General features: G+C 61.2%; 18 protein-coding genes. 15 read left to right on the plus strand and 3 right to left on the minus strand.

Annotation, left to right across the window (positions count from 1 at the left end; all coding sequences use genetic code 11):
• Positions 1–45: 45 nt before the first annotated feature.
• The 15 genes from HMPREF1484_RS01200 to HMPREF1484_RS01270 all read left to right on the plus strand — a co-directional run bounded on the left by HMPREF1484_RS01200 (position 46) and on the right by HMPREF1484_RS01270 (position 13,317).
• Positions 46–642, plus strand: coding sequence for a hypothetical protein (locus HMPREF1484_RS01200; RefSeq protein ID WP_016663192.1), 597 nt, complete (start codon positions 46–48; stop codon positions 640–642).
• Between the two features lie 126 nt (positions 643–768).
• Positions 769–1,065, plus strand: coding sequence for a hypothetical protein (locus tag HMPREF1484_RS01205; RefSeq protein WP_016663193.1), 297 nt, complete (start codon positions 769–771; stop codon positions 1,063–1,065).
• 125 nt (positions 1,066–1,190) lie between these two features.
• Positions 1,191–1,475, plus strand: coding sequence for a hypothetical protein (locus tag HMPREF1484_RS01210; protein WP_147594864.1), 285 nt, complete (start codon positions 1,191–1,193; stop codon positions 1,473–1,475).
• 12 nt (positions 1,476–1,487) lie between these two features.
• Positions 1,488–5,762, plus strand: coding sequence for a hypothetical protein (locus HMPREF1484_RS10740; RefSeq protein WP_016663195.1), 4,275 nt, complete (start codon positions 1,488–1,490; stop codon positions 5,760–5,762).
• A gap of 9 nt (positions 5,763–5,771) precedes the next feature.
• Positions 5,772–6,626 (plus strand): hypothetical protein, encoded by an 855-nt coding sequence (locus HMPREF1484_RS01220; protein WP_016663196.1) that lies wholly within the window; start codon positions 5,772–5,774, stop codon positions 6,624–6,626.
• A 9-nt stretch (positions 6,627–6,635) separates the two neighbouring features.
• Positions 6,636–7,472: a hypothetical protein gene (locus tag HMPREF1484_RS01225; protein WP_016663197.1), complete on the plus strand. Its 837-nt coding sequence runs from the start codon at positions 6,636–6,638 to the stop codon at positions 7,470–7,472.
• Positions 7,469–8,614 (plus strand): hypothetical protein, encoded by a 1,146-nt coding sequence (locus tag HMPREF1484_RS01230; protein WP_016663198.1) that lies wholly within the window; start codon positions 7,469–7,471, stop codon positions 8,612–8,614. The genes HMPREF1484_RS01225 and HMPREF1484_RS01230 overlap by 4 nt, the downstream gene beginning before the upstream one ends.
• A gap of 11 nt (positions 8,615–8,625) precedes the next feature.
• Positions 8,626–10,695, plus strand: a complete 2,070-nt coding sequence (locus HMPREF1484_RS01235; protein WP_040386350.1) for a hypothetical protein — start codon at positions 8,626–8,628, stop codon at positions 10,693–10,695.
• On the plus strand, positions 10,692–10,997 hold the full coding sequence (locus HMPREF1484_RS01240; protein ID WP_232049677.1) for a hypothetical protein: 306 nt from the start codon (positions 10,692–10,694) through the stop codon (positions 10,995–10,997). Before HMPREF1484_RS01235 ends, HMPREF1484_RS01240 begins: the two co-directional genes overlap by 4 nt.
• Positions 10,998–11,059: 62 nt before the next feature.
• Positions 11,060–11,182 (plus strand): hypothetical protein, encoded by a 123-nt coding sequence (locus HMPREF1484_RS11870; protein ID WP_016663201.1) that lies wholly within the window; start codon positions 11,060–11,062, stop codon positions 11,180–11,182.
• Positions 11,179–12,057: a peptidoglycan-binding protein gene (locus tag HMPREF1484_RS10745; protein ID WP_016663202.1), complete on the plus strand. Its 879-nt coding sequence runs from the start codon at positions 11,179–11,181 to the stop codon at positions 12,055–12,057. Before HMPREF1484_RS11870 ends, HMPREF1484_RS10745 begins: the two co-directional genes overlap by 4 nt.
• A gap of 8 nt (positions 12,058–12,065) precedes the next feature.
• On the plus strand, positions 12,066–12,488 hold the full coding sequence (locus tag HMPREF1484_RS01255; RefSeq protein WP_016663203.1) for a hypothetical protein: 423 nt from the start codon (positions 12,066–12,068) through the stop codon (positions 12,486–12,488).
• Positions 12,488–12,826 carry a hypothetical protein gene (locus HMPREF1484_RS01260; protein WP_016663204.1) on the plus strand — a complete coding sequence of 113 codons (339 nt, stop codon included), beginning with the start codon at positions 12,488–12,490 and terminating at the stop codon, positions 12,824–12,826. The genes HMPREF1484_RS01255 and HMPREF1484_RS01260 overlap by 1 nt, the downstream gene beginning before the upstream one ends.
• 10 nt (positions 12,827–12,836) lie before the next feature.
• Positions 12,837–13,100 carry a hypothetical protein gene (locus HMPREF1484_RS01265; protein WP_147594865.1) on the plus strand — a complete coding sequence of 88 codons (264 nt, stop codon included), beginning with the start codon at positions 12,837–12,839 and terminating at the stop codon, positions 13,098–13,100.
• On the plus strand, positions 13,087–13,317 hold the full coding sequence (locus tag HMPREF1484_RS01270) for a holin (RefSeq protein WP_016663206.1): 231 nt from the start codon (positions 13,087–13,089) through the stop codon (positions 13,315–13,317). Before HMPREF1484_RS01265 ends, HMPREF1484_RS01270 begins: the two co-directional genes overlap by 14 nt.
• Before the next feature lie 269 nt (positions 13,318–13,586).
• Here HMPREF1484_RS01270 and HMPREF1484_RS01275 read toward each other — a convergent pair whose 3' ends face one another.
• From HMPREF1484_RS01275 to HMPREF1484_RS01285, 3 genes are all read right to left on the minus strand, one after another.
• Positions 13,587–14,816 carry a site-specific integrase gene (locus HMPREF1484_RS01275; protein WP_016663207.1) on the minus strand — a complete coding sequence of 410 codons (1,230 nt, stop codon included), beginning with the start codon at positions 14,814–14,816 and terminating at the stop codon, positions 13,587–13,589.
• Positions 14,817–15,104: 288 nt separating this feature from the next.
• Entirely contained in the window at positions 15,105–15,506 is a 402-nt protein-coding gene (locus HMPREF1484_RS01280) for an ImmA/IrrE family metallo-endopeptidase (protein WP_040386356.1), read from the minus strand.
• Between the two features lie 45 nt (positions 15,507–15,551).
• Complete coding sequence (locus HMPREF1484_RS01285; RefSeq protein WP_051120593.1) at positions 15,552–16,028, minus strand: Panacea domain-containing protein; 477 nt, start codon at positions 16,026–16,028, stop codon at positions 15,552–15,554.
• Between the last annotated feature and the right edge of the window lies 1 nt (position 16,029).

Genomic DNA, 16,029 nt, shown 5'->3' on the forward strand with positions numbered 1-16,029 from the left:
TTTTCCTTTCACGGGCCGACACAACCTGTCGAAAGGACTAGAGCCATGGCGCTCAACGACATTCTTATTGGTGCACCTGTCACGGCAACCGGCGGCGTCATGCACGCCCCCGTCGGGACGGCTTTCCCGGCCAAGATTTCCGAGGCTTTCTCTAAGGGATGGATTAAGGGCGGGTACGTCGGCGAGGACGGCGTAACCCGCACTATTGACGCAAGCGACGACAAGATCAAGGCGTGGGGCGGCGACATTGTTCGCATTCTCCGTTCCGAGCATTCCGTTTCCTACACTTTCCAGTTCCTTGAGTCGCGTAACGCGGAGACGCTGAAGATTCTCTTCGGCGAAGGCAACGTGCATGTGACCGCTGACGAGGTCACGGTTGATCTCAAGTCGGAGATGGTGCCTCGCCGTTCGTTTGCGTTCGATATGCGCGACGGTGACGCGAAGGTACGCGAAGAAGTCCCGGACGGCCAGATTTCGCTTTCTGGTGACGTGCAGTTCGTGCACTCGGACATTATCCGCTACGAGGTCACGATTGAGGCTTTCCCGGACGAAAACGGCGTGAAGGCTCGTTCGCGCATGGGTGTCGCGAAGGGCACCGGCTCGACTGCCGGCCCTTCGGGTGATGCGGGCGCGGAGTCCTGATTCTCGTCCCCTCCTGATTGTCAGGTCGAGGGGTTTTTCCATGTGTCGGCCCGGCCCCTCGGCCTGGCTCCCTTGAGTCTTTTTCTAGGGCTGACACTTTCATTTCTCTAGAAGGGTTGACACATTATGGCGAAGAAGTTCAAGCGCGTATCGAAGAAGCGTTTCCCGATGGTGCAGTTCACGCTCCCGAAGGTCTATGGGGACGCGGTTTTCGTGGTCCCTGACCTGGGTTCGTTCGATCTGCGCACGCAGGAGGGGATGGAGAACGGATTGGCCAGTCCCATGTTCAAGCTCCTTGCGGAGGCGGGCGTGGACGCTGAGACAATCGAATCCCTGCGCGATCTCCAAGGCGAGGAAGCCACGCAGCTGTTTGAGGCGTGGGGGGCGGCGTCGAAGGTGAAGCCGGGAAAATCCAAGAAGTAATCCGTCTTCACGACGAGTATCCGAGCGCTGTCGAGGCTTCGCTAATTGGGGCGGGGCTTCGATGGCGCTCGGTCGAATCGTCTTCGCCGCGTAGGCGCGTGGAGGCGTGGGCGGATATTACGGCGGTGCTGGAGTCACTTCCTTACGATGCGCCGCTTCGCCGGGTCACGGACCCGGAGTTTTGGTTCTGGTACGACCCAGCGTTTCAGTACGTCGCGTTTATCGCGGAACGTGTTTCGGCGATTGAAGCGAAGCAGCCAAATCAAACGAAGGCTTCGCGCCGCGATTTCTTGAAGGTGAAGCGGCCTGGAGATTCGTCGAAGCAGTCGAAGACTATCGGCTCGACGGCTATGCCGCTCGCGGAGCTGGATGCGTGGCTCGCGGGCGATTTCGTAGAGAAAAGTGAATGAGAGGTGCCGGTCATGGCGCGTGGTGTAGAGCTCGCAACAGCTTATGTGACGCTGACGGCGGAAACGTCGGAGATTTCTAAGTCCATCGGCAAGGCGTTCAGTAACGCTGACCGCGCCGCCGCCTCAACCGGCACTTCGATGGGCCGCGCCCTCAAATCGGCGTTCAATAAAGAAAAACCGGTCGACACTGAGAAGCTCACTAAGGAGCTTGAGAACGCCGAGCGTCGCCACACGGCGGCGGTCGAGCGTGGCGCGCGCGAGCGTGAGGCTGCGGCTCGTAAGGTCGAGGTCGCCGAGGCTCGCGTGCAGGAGGTGCGCGAGAAGAGCATCCGTCAATCGGCGGCGGTGCGCGACGCTGAGAAGGCTCTCGAGCGTGCCCGTGAGTCTGGTGACGCGGATAAGATCGCGGCGGCGGAAAAGCGCCTCGCGGACGCTCGCGACAACGTGAAGCCCACCTCCGCTGACCTCGCGGCGGAAGATCGTCTTATCCGCGCGAGGCAGAATCAAGAGCGCGTGAATCTTGAGACCGCTTCGTCGGTCGACAAGCTCGAAAAAGAGCTGAAGGACGCGAAGAAGGCCGTCAATGATGCGGGCGCGGCAACTAACCCGGTCGCAGCCAAGTTCAAGTCAATGGGCGAACGCATTAAGGCGGCCACTCAAGGCAATTTCGGTAAGGCATTCGCTCGCGTCAAGAAAGACGGCAGTGACGCGGCCAATGATCTCGAGCGCGGCTTCAAGAAAGCGGGCGAGGACTCCGGTTCAGGATTCTCAGCCGGGTTCAAAAAGCTCGCCTTCGCCGCTGGTGGGCTTTTCGCTGTCGACAAGGTGAAAGACTTCGGTGTTGAGTCCTTCATGTCGGCGGCTGATCTGGAGCAGTCGACGGGCGCGGTCGAGACAGTCTTCAAGCAGCACTCGAGCAAGATGCTCAAGTACGCTCAGGACGCCGATCAAGCCCTGGGCATGAGTGAGAACTCGTATAACGAGCTCGCGACGATTCTCGGCACGCAGCTACGCAACGCGGGCATGAAGGATTTCGCGGAGCAGACGAACGACCTCATCGGCCTGGGCGCTGACTTTTCGGCAATGTTCGGCGGCACCGCGACGGAGGCCGTGGAGGCGATTTCCTCGGCACTGAAGGGCGAGCGCGACCCTATCGAGAAGTACGGCATCTCGCTCAGGCAATCGGCTATTGACGCGAAGGCGGCCGAGCTCGGTTACAAGAAAGTCGGCGGCTCCTACGACCAGCAGGCGCAGGCGGCGGCAACGCTTGCACTCATCAACGATCAATCGAAAGACGCTCAGGGCGCGTTCAATCGCGAGCTTCACACGGCCTCGAACGTGATCCAGCGCGCGAAAGCCTGGTACGAGGATTTCGCCGCGTCGATTGGCGAGAAGCTCCTCCCCGCATTCACCGCCGTGGGCAGCTGGATTCTCGACAATGGCATTCCGTTCTTCGATGAGCTGGGTTGGGCGGCTCAGAACCTTTGGGGCATCCTCTTCGAGGGCGACTTCAAGGGTTCATTCTTCGGTATCGAGGAGGACTCGGAAGTTATCGGGTTCCTGTTCGATCTCCGCGACGCGGCCATAGAGGTGGGCCAGAAGGTCGTAGGCGCTTTCAGCGCCATCGACTTCAGCAGGGTCTGGGAGTCCGTGAAAGCCTTCGGAGGCAAGGCGCTGGGCGCTCTCGGGTCGGTTTTCACCGGCCTCGCGCCGATGGTGTTCGGGATCTTCTCGAACGTCGGTCCGGCCATCGGCGAAGCTGCAAGCAATGTTATTCCGGTCGTGCTCGATTTCGCGGGCACGGTTGTGGATACGTTCGTGTCGCTGTGGGAGAAGGTTGGACCGTTCCTTCAGGCTGCAATTGACGGCCTTACCCCTATTATCAAGGGCGCTATCGACTCTATCGCCCCGGTTCTCGCGACTGTGGCCGATATTCTCGGCCCTGTCATTTCGTGGCTAGGTGAGGCGCTCGGAGCGGTCGTGGAGTGGCTTACGCCGCTCGCTCCGGTTATCGCGGTCGTGGCAGGTGTGTTCGTGACCTTGGGCGCGGTTATCGGGCCGGTTATCGGGTTCATTAGCACCTTGGTTGGTTGGGTTAGCTCGGCCATTGGCGCTATTACCTCGGTCGCTTCAGTGATCGGCGGTCTTATTACTGCGGTCACGGCGCTTATCGGCCCTATCGGTTGGATTGTGATTGGTGTCGGTGCGGCAGCGGCTGCGCTTTGGGCATTCTTCACGAAAACGGAAACCGGGCGCGGGATTGTCGAAGCAGCCTGGAACGGCATCAAGGGCGCTATCGGCGCTGTCGTCGATTGGGTGGTCAATACCGCCTGGCCGATGCTGCAAGCCGTCTGGGACGGTATCGCGGCGGGAGCCCAGTGGCTGTGGAAAAGCGTCATCGAACCGGTGTGGACTGGTATCAAGTTCGCTATCGCGCTCGCTGTCGCGGTCATTATGACTGAGATTGACGCGTGGGTGTGGGTTTTCAAGAATGTCGTCGCGCCGGTGTTCGAGTGGCTTTGGCATAGCGTGATTGAGCCGGTATGGGCTGGTATCAAGGGCGCTATTGGTGCTGTTGTGTCGTGGTTCCAGAACACGGCTTGGCCGGTAATCTCGGTCGTGATTAATGCTCTGAAGACGGCGTTCACGTGGCTGTGGCAGTCGGTCATCATCCCCGTGTGGAACGGCATCAAGAGCGCGATTCAGGCTGTCGTGTCATGGTTCCAGAACACTGCGTGGCCAATGGTCTCGCGTGTCATTAGTCAGTTGCAGAACGCCTTCAACTGGCTGTGGCGGAACGTGATTATCCCGGTGTGGAGCGGGATCAAGTCTGCGATTTCTGCGGTCGTGCAGTGGTTCCAGGGGACGGCGTGGCCGATTATCTCGCGCGTGATCGGGTCGATCAAGAACGCGTTCAACGTGATGAAAAGCGCGGTCGGTGCCGCGTGGAACGGCGTGAAGAGCGTCGTACGCCCGGTCGCGGATTGGTTCTCGAGCACGGTGTGGCCGAAGATCTCGGGCGTCACCGACAACATCAAAAAAGCCTTCAACACGATGAAGGACGCGGTCGGTAAAGCTTGGAACGGCATCGAGGAAGCCGCGAAGAAGCCCATCAACTTTGTTATCGACACTGTTTATAACAAGGGCATCAAGGGGAACTTCGACAAGATCGCGGGCACGTTCGGCCTGAAGAAACTCCCGTCGTTCGCGGGCTTCGCTCGTGGCGGCATCCTCCCCGGGTTCTCGCGTATGCGGGACGGGGATGACCAGCTCGTGCCAATGCGGCGCGGTGAGGGCGTCCTCGTGTCTGAGGCGCTCAGGACGGCGCGCGACAAGGCGGCGTTCCTCGCTGTGAATAGCGCTGGCCGTCGCGGCCAGGGTTTCGCTGACACTATCGGGTTCGCCGGTGGCGGCATCCTCGATAAGGCGGGGAGTATCGCTGGTGACGTGCTCGATGGTGGCAAGAAGCTGCTGAAGGGTGCGTGGGATTTCGTCTCCGACCCTGTGGGCGCGTTCAAGGGCCTAGTCGGTGGTCTTATTGGGAAGATCCCCGGCGCGGGATTCTTCAAGGACCTCGCCCTCGGTGTGGGCCGGAAGATTCTCGACGGCGTCGTGAACAAGGTGCAGTCGGTGTTTAGTCCGGCTGGTAACCCGGATGCAGCTCCCGTGAGTGTGCCGCCTGGGGCGTCGCGTTCGCTGGGGTATGCGCAGGCGGTGGCGCGGCGTTTCGGTCTCACGATGACGTCGTTTAGGCGTGGTGGGGCTCGTACGGCGGGCTCCGGCTCGGTGTCGCTTCACGCACTGGGGCGCGCCATGGACTTCTCGAACAGTTCAGGCCCTACGCCGCAAATGATGGCGTTCTTCAACGCGATGCACCCCCTTCGCCCGACGGAGCTGCTCTACTCCCCGGCAGGGTCGAGGCAGTGGCGGCGCTCTGGCCGCATGGCCGACACCTCGGGTGTTACTAAGCGCATGCACTACAACCACGTGCACGTTGGCTTCGCGCAGGGTGGCATTATCCCCGCGTCGATTGTCGGCGGGTTCAAGCCCTATCTGCACGATAACGGCGGCTGGCACATGCCGGGCAAGCTCTCGATCAATCAGACGCAGAAACCGGAAGCGGTGCTCACTGCTAGGCAGTGGGAGACGGTCGAACGGTCGCTCAATCACGCGACCAGTAGCGGCATGACGATCAACGTTACTCCCCCGCCGGTTGATGACCCGGGCACGTGGGCGCAGCGCATCGGCGACACGCTCAATCTTCGCGGCGCGCTTCTCTCGATCTAGGAGGATTCAATGGTTCACGTTCGAACAGCGGTTCTCACAGATCGGGAGGGCGCGCCCGTTCTCGACCTCTCGGACGGGAGGCGCGGGAACGACGCGGATTGGATCGTGGAGGACGTTGCGGGTTGGTACGGCGGCTCAGGCGTGCGCGGCGAGAAAGTGGACCGATTGCAGCACGGTTCGCACGTCGCGCGCGCCTGGCGCGACTCTCGCGCGATGACGATCCACGGAATGGTGCTTTGCCGCAACTCGGACGTTCGCGATCACGAAGAGCGCCGCCTCTCAGGTGTCCTGTGGGATGGACTTTTCGGTGAACTCTCGTGTGATGACGGGGACGCGGTTCTCGCGTCGAACGTGCGCCTGGATGCGGCCCCGCAGATTGTGAAGATGGGGACGACGGCGCTCAGGTTCCAGGTGCCGCTTATCGCTGATGACCCGTTTCTTTACGCGCCGGAGCAGGTGACGTTTCTTCACCCGGTGGGCACGGGTATCGGCCTGGAGTATCCGTTGTTTCATCGTGGCGGCGTGCTCACGTTCGGCACGGGCGTAGCGGCGGATGACCCTATCCGTAACGCGGGGAATGCGGAGGCGTGGCCGGTGTTCCTCGTCGTGGGTGATTTCCCGGGCGGTTTCGAGATCACGGTTGGTGGGCGGACGATTACGTGGCCGTGGCCTACAACGAAGGCGCGCCCGGTCGAGGTTCGGATGGATGGCTCGATTTTCGAGGCCGGTTCAAACATGACTCACCGCGCGTCTCGCCGGGATTGGGTGAGTATTCCCCCGGGTGGGGTTATTGCGCCTGAGTTCAGTGCATTGCAGGGCGGCGAGGGTTGGTGCGAGGTGCACCACCGAGACACTTACATTTAGGAGCAGATTATGGGTTACCCGCTTGGTAAAGCACCGCAAGAGGACGGCACGGGCCACACGCCGGTAGACATGCAGCGAGTACTTTGGGGCCTCTATGTCGGTGACGCGCCCCTTATCGTGCGCGGCTGTGAGGTCAAGGGCACCTCCAAAATGGAATACAAGGTCGCGCCGGGAGTCGTGTACATCCCGTCCGGTGAAGCCCGTGGAATGCTCGTCCCCGTTGACGGGGCGACGGTCTCGACGGAACCGGCCCCGTCGAGCGGCGCACGCGAAGAATGGGTCTACGTTGACCAGACGGGCGCGATCAAGGTCGCGGCAGGGTCTCTCCCGGCCGGAACGGTGGGCCTTGACCGTCGACGCGTCCCCGCCGGTGTCACTGCAACCACTTCGGCCCCCGGTATCGAGAATCATGGCTTCGCGATGCTTCTCGGTGGCTCTATGGGGCGGCTCGGGCAGTGGACGGACACACTCGGTTATCGCACGGTTGTGCCGTCGTGGAAGCAGACGGTGTTCGCGAAGACGTTCACGCTCGCCACTGACCGACTCCTCAGGTTCGATCTCAGGCAGTCGATGGCGCTGGAGAAACCATCGAACTATAAGGGTTCGTTCGTGTGGGAGATCATCGTGGACGGCTCGGTGTTCAAGTCGTTCGAGCTTGAAGTGGGCGAGATTGCGGAAACGAAGTTCGTTTCCGTCACGAGGTGGATGCTTAGGGGCGAGCACACGGTGAGCGTGGTGCGCCGCCAGCAGCGCGACCCGAACGTGAAGTGCCTCCACTACATTGGTTCATCCGCAAACTGGCCGGGCAACGGGTTCGAGCTGTCTGATGTGGGACTCGCACAGTGACCTGGCGGGCGTATCTCGGTAAGACCATGACGGGGCAGGTTGGCCCGCAGTTGGATGCGGTCGGCGGGTCCCTCGATGATGTGTTGAATGACGTGAAGAAGGCGACCGTGGTCGCGACTGAAGCGTCACTCGATGGTGTCTCGCGTGAGTGGTGGTCGGTGTGGTCCGGGTGTGTGCTGGTCTCGTTTGAGGATTGGTATCAACCTGAGACACTTATTGCGGCGTGCCCGATCACAGCCCCGGTGAAGCAGGACCGCAAGGCAGGCACGGTCACGTTCGAGTGCGCCGGCGTGGAAGCACTACTGGATAAGCGTGTAGTGCTGGATCGAGACTTCCGGCCGGGAGACGAGGATAAACTTCGCCACTCTACTATCGCGTGGGACGGGGTGTCGCTGGGTTCGATCGTGGGGCGGGTCGTTGAGAAGGCGATCCGCAAGCGTAACGGGTTCCTCCCCATCGTTATCGGCCCGGAAGAAAAAGCGAAGCGGCAACGCACGTATGAGGGCTGGAACCTCGCTAATAACGGTGCGTGGAAGCGCATCAAGGAGATTACCGAAGTTATCGGCGGCCCGGATGTGGCGTTTCGCGCGGAGTGGGCGAACGAGGAGAAGACACAGTTCCAGTGGCGACTTGTGACCGGCACGGAGGCGCAACCGAGTATCGCGCAGAAGGTCACCCCGGTGTGGGACGCGACGGCGGCCCGCTCACCGGTCGCGGCTATCTCGGTGACATCTTCCGCTGAAGCCCTCGCAAACCGCGTCTATTGCACGGGCGCGGGTGAGGGCGCTGGAACAGCAGTGCGCATGGCAGAAGCTGGGACGATCCCTGAATGGTTCCCGCTACTGGAGAACGTGATCACGGATAGCGATTCGGAGAACCACGACCTGTTGAAGCAGAAAGCAGAGGCGGGCGTCGCGACGCAGGCACTCGACCAGATTTCGCTGTCGATTTTCTCGGATGAGACCGCACCCATCGGGTCGTGGCACGTCGGTGACTTGGTGGAGGTCGTGACGCGGGGGTGGCTTGAAGTGCCGGACGGGGCGCATCTTTTGAGGGTTATCGCGGCGAAGTATGACCTCGACTCGAACAAGGTGGATGTTGAATTGCAGCAAGATAGGTTGGGGGCTGAACTCGCGTGGTAAAGCGTACAAACTTGAAGCCCAGCCCGGAACGGGCGCTCGCTGATTTGACGGCGAAGCTCGCGGCGAAGGCGCAGCAGGTCGATACGCGCCCGGCTGGGATCAAAGACCTGGGCGAAAACGGCGATGTCATATGGAATACGACCAACCCGGATACCGGGGAGGTCACGGGCCATAGTGTTCGCCGGTTCGCGGTCGAGCTTGATTCCACAGTGGAGCGGGCGGCGGCCCTAGAGAAGCGCCTCGCGGACTCCGAAACAGAACTGGAGAGCGCGCGTGAGGCCCTCGCGAACCTTCGCGAGAAGGAGCTACCAGCTCTGAAGGAGGAGCTAGCGAAGGTTGATCCGGGCAACATCGACTTCAGCGAGTTCGACGCGAAGATAGCTGCGGCCGAGGCACAGATCGCGGCCACGGAACAGGCGTGGCGTGAAGCGGTCGAGGCTGAGCGCACTGACCGCGAGCAGGCGGACGGCACCCTCGGTGAGCGTATCGACGGCGTGTTTCGCAACATGACCGTCACCGACACGGCGTACATGAGCACTGCGGTCATTGGCAACCTCGCGGCGCGTATCGCAAAAGTGATCGAGCTTGAAGCCTCGAGGATTACCGCCGGGAAGATCGGCGCTAACCAGATCAACGTCGTGGAACTCGCGGGCGAAGTCGCACGCTTCATCACGCTGGACGCTTCGCAGCTCAGGGTCACGGATTCCGCTCAGATCAACGATGCGGTGATTCAGGCTCTCGCCGCCCGCACGGCTGACATTCAGCAGGCGTTCATTCAGAACCTTCGCACGAACGGCGCGGCGATTGATGAGGCTGTTATTGGCGATCTTGCTGCGAACATTATTACCTCTGGGCTGTTCCGCACTGCGAAGGAGGGGCAGCGGATCGAGATCGACTCGAACGGGTTCACGTCCTACGGCGTGGATGACGAGGGCAACGACATGGAGCTCGTGAAGATCGCGCGCGATGGCACCGCCACGATCGACACTGGCAAAGCGTCGATGGATGCGGACGGGGGTGTGACGGGCCTCGAAGGCAGGTTCGAGAAACTCTGGGTTGCTGGCCGCGAACTGTCAGATGTTGTTGCTGACGGCCCGCGCGGTGTAGTCGCGTGGGGCAGGAGGTCCACTAACACGAACTTCCGCAAGAGCCTGACTCGCATTCTCGAGGTGTGGACGACACTACAACCGGGCAGGTTGTACAGGATTACTACGTCACCGTTTCGCGTGGACGTGAACTCGAACCCCACGCAGCCGGTCTGGGCGCGTCTGGAATATTTCGAGGTGCCATACACGAGCGACGACAAGATTTACAGGCTCAACACCTTCCCGGCCACAACTTCCACGTGGGAGCACGTGGTGCCGGGCATGTACGCGACGTTCGCGACCGGGCCGAGCGGCCTCAACCTCACTGAGCCGAAAGACTACAGTTTTCTCGTTCGAACCGAATCGCCGTCGGCCTACCACCGCGCGGTGCTTAATGGTTTACGCGCCGATCTCGTGATCGAAGACATCGGCCCCGATATTGAAGAATCGGGCCAGGCGTGGAATGACCCGGAAGAGAAGACCTCGACACCAACACCGCCACCACCCCCGCCCCCGCCGGTGAAGACGAAGCGGCACGCCTCCCGCAAGGCGACAGCGTGCGCGACGTATTACCGTGGCGGGTCTCGCCAGTCGGGGAAGAATGACGCTACCCAGGGCTACTATTCGCGCGTTGGCAACCGTGAGGGCATCTGGCTGTTCGGAAACATGCCCGGCGAGTTGTCCGGCTCGAAGGTCGAGCGGGTGCGGCTCGGGTTCTGGGTTGCGCACACCTACAACTCGACGGGCGGCACCGCGCACTTTCATTTGCACGGCAGGTCGAGCTTCGGTTCCACGGCGGGACTCTCGCGGTACGTGGGGTCGAAGAACGTGAAACGAAACTCTTGGGTGACGTTCGATATCACCGACCCGTCGATCTGCGCAGGGTTCGCGAACGGCACCTACAAGGGTTTCGGTATTTCGACGAACAGCACCGGCCGGAACGAGTACATTCGCGGCAACCCTGACGCGACTCTGGAAATCGATTATTGGAAGTGAGGAACGAAATGTCGCTTATTACGAGTGAAGTGATGCTCGGTAACGAGACACTACGTCGCCGCGTGTGCGGCGCTATCCGCAAGATCGCTATCGGCAAGGAAGGCGAGTTCGCGCGGCTCGGGCTCACCGATCCTGAAGTGATCGTGCAGCCGTTCATGTTGGAACTAGCGGCGAACACTGAAGCCGTGAAACAAGCATGCTCGGAGTGTGGTGGCGGCTCTAACATTCCCGATAGCACGATCGAGTGGATCGTGGGCGACGCGTGGACGAAGCTCGAGAAGGCTCGCGAAGTTACCGCATAACCCCTAAACCAACCCTGGCCCCCACGTGGGGCTTTTTTCATGCCCGAAAAGAGGAGGTAAACATGTGCGACGAAGAACTACAGATCCCTGAAGGGGTAGAGGTGTCTGACTCGGTCGGTTCGGAGACACCGGACGTTGAAGCGCCCGAGCCCGTGGACTACAGCGATGTGGAGGTGGAGGCATGAGCGCACGTAAGGTTCTCGCTATCGCCGCCGGTGAGATCGGTTACTCCCGCTGGAATGACCCGCAACGCGGCACGAAGTACGCGCGAGAGACGCAGCCCGCGCTGTGGCCCAACGATAAATGGCTACTCGCGTCAGGAGTGGCTTTTTGCGACATTTTCGTGACCTGGGTCTTTTGGAAAGCCGGATGCCTCAACATCCTCCCCGGTAAGCAGTCGTACAACGTGAATTACCGCGCCTCGCATGGCGGCCACGTCCCGAAGTCGCAGGCGCAGCCGGGCGACGTCCTCGTATTCGACTGGGACATGAGCACGAAGCGCGCGAACCACGTCGGCATCCTCGAAAAGGTACTCACGTCCGGGAACTTCCAATGCATTGAAGGAAACACGTCCACGGGCTCGAAGGGGTCGCAGTCGAACGGTGGCCGGGTCGCGCGGCGTGTCCGTCGCCCCTCGCAGGTGCGGTACGTCATTAGGCCGAACTGGAAGGCAGCGCCCGCAGCAGCGGCGTCGAAGGGCACCTCGAAGCCTGTGAGTGGCGCGGCGTGCTTGAAGGCCCCCGCATTCCCCCTCCCGAACGGCTACTACTACGGCCCGCCTAGCGGCCCCCGGCAGTCTGTTTCGGGTCGTACGAGGAACAGCCGCGTGCCTAATGACGTGATCCTGGTGAACGGCAGGTGGAGGTCGAAAGGCCTCGCGGTGTACCAGGCCAGGATGCAAGCTCGTGGGTGGGGAATCGGCGAAGACGGCGCGGACGGCCGCTACGGGCGCGACACCGAGCGGGTCGTGCGCCAGTTCCAGAAGAACAAAGGCCTGAAGGTTACTGGCCACGTCGACAAGGCCACGTGGGACGCGGCCTGGTCGCTTCCCGTGAAGTGAGGTGGGCAATGATTGAGCCTGGTAACGCGACGTTCACGCGCCGCGCGATTCTCGCGATTCTTTCTATCGGCTCATGCTGGCGTGGCGTCGCCTATATGCTTCCCGCCCACCTCGATGCCGCCCCCTCAGTAAACGGCGGCGCGGTTGAGGCGTGGACGGGCGCATGGCCGTGGCTCGCCGGGATCACGTGGCTCATTCTCGGTCTGGTCGGTATCGCATCTGTGGCACTCGCTAGGTGGGTCATAGGGACCGCGCTTATCGGGTCGGCTCTCGTGATTTGGGGGTTCGGGTATGCCGTCGCGTGGCTGACTCCCCTCGTGCAAGGCTCCCCCACGGACTGGATTAGCACCGGGACGTATTTGACGTTCGGTGGCGTGGTTCTCGCGACGATGAGACTGAAAGAGATACAAAGCGTCGATGTGGGGGCGTAATGGACTGGACACAACTCATCGGCCCCGGCATCGGCGCAGCCTCCCTCGGAGTCATGGGCACGGTCCTTGCCACGAAAATGAAGAGCAGCTCAGATGCACGAGTAGCGGCTATTGATGCTGGCCCCGAATACGTCGCAAAACTTGCGGCACGGATCGAGGACATGCAGGCGCGGCAAGAGGCCTACGAGGCGCACGTGGAAAGACAGATATACCGACAGCGGCAACACATCGACGCGCTGGAAGCGCATATTTGGCGAGGAGATCCGCCACCCCCGCCTAGTGCCCCAGCCTGGGAGCCGTTCGAATGGAAGGGAAAGAACGTTGTTCGACCCAATTGACTACGTGCGCATGTTGAACGCGGCACTCACGTTATCCACCCTCGTCTACGCGTGGAAGGTTCGCGCGAGTTTCGCGGCGCGGCCCGTCCATGACCGGTTTTTCACTCTCGCCGGCCTCGGGTGCTCACTAATTCTCGGGTTCGGCGCTATCGAAGCGATTGTCTCGGACATCCCCGGCGGCGCTCGCGTGCTACTCGCGACGCCATTCCACGCGTGGATGCTCGCCTCACTCGTCATGATCGAAGGAAAGGAACTTGAGAATGATCGGAACTAAAGCATGGGCACTCGGTGCGCTCGAACGCGCTCTAAAGACGATGGCGCAGACGCTTATCGCGTTGATCGGTACGGAGGCCGTGGGCATCACTCAACTGGATTGGCCGGGCCTCCTCTCGGTTGCCGCAACCGCGACGCTCCTGTCGGTGCTCACGTCCATCGTGAACGCCGATTTCACCGCGGGCCCTAGTACGAACACGCACCGCGCCGACGAATAAAACAAGGACCGGCCCTGGACTCCCTCACGGGTAGCGGAACCGGTCATGTTGATGTCATTCTACGATACACTGAGCACGCAGGAGCCTACGGGTTCCCGCCCGCCTTGACCCCCGCCACCGCGCGGGGGTTTCGTGCCACAACGGCCCGGTCACCGGTACGTTGCCAGCAGAACCCCACCTAGCCCTCGCGGGCCGGGTGGGGTCTCTTTTCATGCCCAAAAACTCAGGGTTCAACCGGCGAATAGCGTCCACATGCCGCGCGCCACCAGCTAGGCATCAAGCCGCAACGCGCCCGCAACCCCCTCGAGCGCCTTGCGCATCAACTCCATATCGACATGCTGATAGCGCTGCGTCGAGAGAATCGACGAATGACCCAGAATGCGAATCACCACGAGCGGATCCACGCCGAGCACTAACAGAATCGTTGCAGCCGTGTGTCGGCACTCGTGAAGCGTGTAATACTCCCCGCCCGGCTTACGCACGCCCGCCGCGTCCTGAAGCTCCTTCCACTCCGCCGCATCCTGCTTCTCATCCCTCACGGAGCCGTCATCGTTCGCCCACACCAAGATCGAATCCGGTGCGGTCAGCTCACGCTCTTTCAACGCCGCGTGCATCCACGGGGTCATCGGGATAACGCGAACACCGGCGCGAGTCTTAGGCGGCACCAGGTGCCACCGATCTTGAACCTGCGTCATCTTGTAGCCGCGAGGCACGCGAAACTCACGCTCCGGGCAATCGCCCCCGAAACGCCGCCCACACGTTCCGCCACACCCGTGACGGTACGGAATCGCCTTCAATTGGGTAGATACTTCCATTGTGCCCGCGTCGAGGTCGACCGCGTCCCACGTGAGGCCTAAGCATTCCGCTTGCCTCATCCCTTGCATGAGCGCCGCGACCCACCTAGACCGCATGGGTGAATCCGCCGCCGCGTGAATCAGCTTCACGGCATCCTCGACCGGGATATCGACACGCTCCGACTCCCCCATGCCCGGCGGTGGAGCATCGAGCACGCGGCGCGAAACCTCGTGACCTTCGAGGTAAGCATCCTTGAGCATCGTCATCATCGTCGCGTGTGCCCTCGTCACACTCGAATCGGCACGACCCGCGCTCTGCATCGCCTTGTGGACGCGGCGCACATCCGCCGGGGTTAGCCCCGCGAGAGTCTTACGGCCCAAGGTCGGGATAATCCATTTCGTGACCGCTGAACGGTCAGCATTGAATGACGAGGGGCGTACGCGATCCTCGCGAAGGGTGAGCCACTGTTCAGCCCACGACTTCACCGAGACGCGCGAGTTTTGCGAAATATCCATGCCGCGATCGATCTTGCGGGCGAGGTCGGTAAGAGCGCGTTTGCATTCCGCTTCGGTTTTGCGAACGACCCCCTTACGAACTCGCTCGCCCTTGGCATTGAAGCCCGCGTCGATACGCCCAAACCAGCGTCCATCCGGTCGCTGCGTGACTGACCCGGTTCCCCATTGCCGCCTTCGCCTATTTGCCACTTTGGCCCCTAAATCTTGTAACCCTTCTTGTAACCCTTCTCAAGCATAAGCCAGGGACACCCCGCGGTCTATTCCCGCAGGTCAGGGCGATTTTTGGACGCTCAGAAAACCCTAGAGATTTTCACTCGTAATGAATAGGTCGCCGGTTCGATTCCGGCAGGAGGCTCCACAAGAAAGCGGCCCCCACCAGGACAAACACCCGGTGGGGGTCGTTTTTATATGCCTCCGATTTTTCGCCAGTTAGCCATTCGGTTAGCCATTCGCCAAACCCCCCCACCACCAACCTATTCATTTTCCAGCCCCCGCCACCGCGAACAGTTCCGCCGCCGTGAGCGTCTCGCAACGCGCTTCAAGCATCGACCGAGTGACCCACAGCTCTTCCGCAAGCTCTGCTGGGTCACGCGCCCACCGAGAGGCCGCCACGAGCGCCTCCAACGAGATCAGCCGCGCCGCCGCTACGCGGTTCACCTCGCGCTCGCGGGACGCCGTACAGGCCCGCCCTTCACCCGCCTCGAGATGCACGAGCTCATGCGCGAGAGTGCAACGCCGCTCCACCTGAAGCAAACGCTTATCCAACCGAATCAAGTCACGGCCGTTCGTCTCACCACACCGCCCCTCAAGCCGCGTGAACTCAACACGCACGTCAGGGAAAGCGACGTGTAGATGGTCCCAAGGGTTATAGAAACTCACCCTCCCACAATCGCGGGAGGGTGAGACATTTAAGCGACGCTATTATCACTGGCCAACTGCCAGGCCCCACTTTTCCCGGTAGTACGACGCCATAACGTCCGTTTCAATTGGGGTCTGCGGATACTCGTCATCTCCATCAAACGCTTGAATCCAAGGGGCTTCGTTATGCGTCATCTGGCTCAGCTGCCATCCGGTCAGACCGCCAAACGAATCGATAACCGCATCAATAGCCCCTTTTTGGCTTTCTGTAAGCGCTCCGGAGTCTCCCTGGGGGATGGTGGTGACGGTAGCGCGGCCACGGTGCGTCGAGTAGAGATCCCGAACTACTGGACCATTTCTCCACGCTTCGATCACCTCGTCGAACAGTGGCTCACCAAGTGCAGCGCAATGAAGGGCTTGGGAGTAGTAGACAAGTTTCTGCAGCTTCATGGTCGGAAGGGGGTGGTCATACTTGTCTAGAATGTACTGCGCTACGTCACGGACATTCGCACGGGTGCCGCTAGCAAGGTGCTCAGACATCATC

It is taken from the genome of Dermabacter sp. HFH0086 (genome assembly GCF_000413375.1).
GTDB lineage: Bacteria > Actinomycetota > Actinomycetes > Actinomycetales > Dermabacteraceae > Dermabacter > Dermabacter hominis.